Source organism: Nocardiopsis lucentensis DSM 44048 (genome assembly GCF_000341125.1).
Lineage (GTDB): Bacteria > Actinomycetota > Actinomycetes > Streptosporangiales > Streptosporangiaceae > Nocardiopsis > Nocardiopsis lucentensis.
This window is the reverse complement of record NZ_ANBC01000166.1, coordinates 1-2,435: the sequence shown is the minus strand read 5'-3', so window position 1 is coordinate 2,435 and position 2,435 is coordinate 1. Positions and strand designations below refer to the sequence as shown.

General features: G+C 70.8%; 2 protein-coding genes. Both read right to left on the bottom strand.

Going from position 1 to position 2,435, the window contains the following annotated elements; translation table 11 throughout:
* Positions 1–848 (bottom strand): serine/threonine-protein kinase (locus tag D471_RS0105505; protein WP_026127440.1); only part of this gene is annotated, 848 nt, incomplete at its 3' end.
* Between the two features lie 217 nt (positions 849–1,065).
* Positions 1,066–2,435 (bottom strand): NCS2 family permease (locus tag D471_RS0105500; protein ID WP_017597703.1); only part of this gene is annotated, 1,370 nt, incomplete at its 5' end.

The following is a 2,435-nucleotide window of genomic DNA, read 5'->3' as shown; positions in this document are numbered from 1 at the left end:
GTGGCCGCCTGTTCCAGCACGGCGGTCGGCGCCAGGGGCGCCGTGGCGGGGCCGGTGCCAAGCAGCGTGCCCAGCACGTCCACGGCCCGGGGGCGGGCCGCGGGATCCTTGTCCATACAGCGCTCCAGCACCGGGCGCAGCCGGTCGGGGACACCCTCCAGGTCCGGCGCGTCGCGCAGTACCCGGTCGACCACCTCCATCGTGGTCTCCCCGGGGAAGGCGTGCCGCCCCGTGGCCGCGAAGGCGATCACGGCGGCCCAGGAGAACACGTCGCTGGCCGGTCCCACCGTCTGGCCCCGGACCTGCTCGGGTGACATGTAGGCCGGTGTGCCCACCACACCCGTGGTGTGCCGCGTGGCGTCGTCCAGGCGGGCGATGCCGAAGTCGATCACCCGGGGCCCGTCCGGGCCGAGGATGACGTTGCCCGGCTTGACGTCGCGGTGCACCACTCCGGCCTCGTGCACCGCCGTCAGCGCCGTGACCGTGGCGATCGCCAGCCGGTCCAGCACCGCGCCCTCGCGCGGGCCCCCGTCGCGCACCGCCGAGCGCAGGGTCGGGCCGGGGACGTACTCGCTGGCGATGTAGGGCACCGGGCCGTCCATGTCGGCGTCCAGGACCGCGGCCGTGCAGAACGGCGCGACCCTGCGGGCCGCCGCCAACTCCTGGGCGAACCGCGCGCGCTGGCGCGTGTCGTCACCCCAGGACGGAGTCAGGACCTTGACGGCGGCGGGCGTGCCGTCCTGAGCGTGGCCCAGGTAGACCATGCCCTGGCCGCCGCCGTCGATACGGGCCGAAAGTGTGTAGGGACCGATGCGTTCGGGGTCCGAGGAACCGAGCGGAGTGGTCATCGTGCGCGCCTGTCCGAGGGTGGGGGAGCCGCCGGAACGCGGCCTGTCCACTTCTGTGACGTCGGGCGGAGCGGAGAGGATCCTTACCCGGAGGTCGCAGTATCATCACTTTTTCTCGTCACCGGGGGCGGTATCCACGCATTTCGCCCGAACACGAGCGTCGGACCGCCGCGCATCCGGAGTGCGCGGCGGCCCGAGGCGGGGGGAGGGGAGGAGACTACTCCAGGCCGAGGGCGTGCATCGCGAAGTGGAACGCGAACACCGCCGACAGGACCCACATCAGCCAGTGGACCTCCTTGTGCTTGCCCTGGGCGGAGCGGACCACGGTGTAGGCGATGACGCCGATCCCGATGCCGGTCGCGATGTCGAAGGCGAACGGCATCATCGCGATCGTCAGGAAGGCGGGGATCGCGATCGAGATGTCCGACCAGTCGATGTCCCTGATGTGCGTCATCATCATGACGCCGACGAGGACCATGGCCACCGAGGCCGCCTGCGTCGGGACGATCGCGAACACCGGGGCGAAGAAGACCGCGCTCAGGAACAGGGCCCCCGTGACCACGCTCGCCAGACCGGACCGCGCGCCCTCGCTCACACCGGCCGTGGACTCGACGAACACCAGAGTCGCCGAGGAGCTGGTCAGACCACCGACCACGGCGCCGGACCCGTCGGTGACCAGGATCTGGTTGACCCGGGGCATCTGGCCGCTGGAGTCGGCGATGTTGGCCTTGGCGCCGATCGCCAGGATGGTGCCGAGCGCGTCGAAGAACCCGGCCAGGACCATGGTGAAGAGGATGACACCGGCCGTGGTCGGGCCGGCCGACGTCCAGGCGCCGAGCATGTCCACCTGGAAGAGCAGACCGAAGTCGGGCAGCGCCACCGGGTTGCCGGGCAGCTCGGGGCTGGAACCGCCCCAGCCCTGCCCGCCCCAGGCGGAGCCGTCGAGGCCGAAGGCGTAGTGGAGGACGATGCCCAGCAGGGTGGCGCCGACGATCCCGTAGAAGATGGCGCCCGTGACATTGCGTGCCAGGAGAATCGCGGACAGGACCAGACCGGCCACGAACACCAGGATCGGCCAGCCGTTCAGGTGACCGCCGGAGTCGGGGCCGCCGAGCGTCAGCAGCGCGCCGCCCGCGCTGACGAAACCGGCGTTCTTGAGCCCGATGAGGCAGACGAACATACCGATGCCGACGCCGATGGCGATCTTGAGGTTGTGCGGCAGCGCGTTCATCACCGCGGTCCGTACACCGGTGACCACCATCAGGATGATCACGATCCCCTGCCAGACCACCAGGCCCATGACCTCGGACCAGGTCATGACGGGCGCGGCCACGTAGGCGACCACGGCGCTCACGCCCAGCGCCGCGGCGCAGGCGATCGGGGCGCGGCCCACCACACCCATCATGATGGTGACCAGGCCCGCGGACAGCGCCGTCATCGTGGTCAGCTGAGCCGGGTCCAGGGTGTTGCCGGCGGCGTCCTCCACGCCGCTGAGGATGATCGGGTTCAGGACGATGATGTAGGCCATCGCCATGAAGGTGGTGAGCCCGCCCCGGACCTCCTGTCCGATGGTGGAACCGCGCTCAC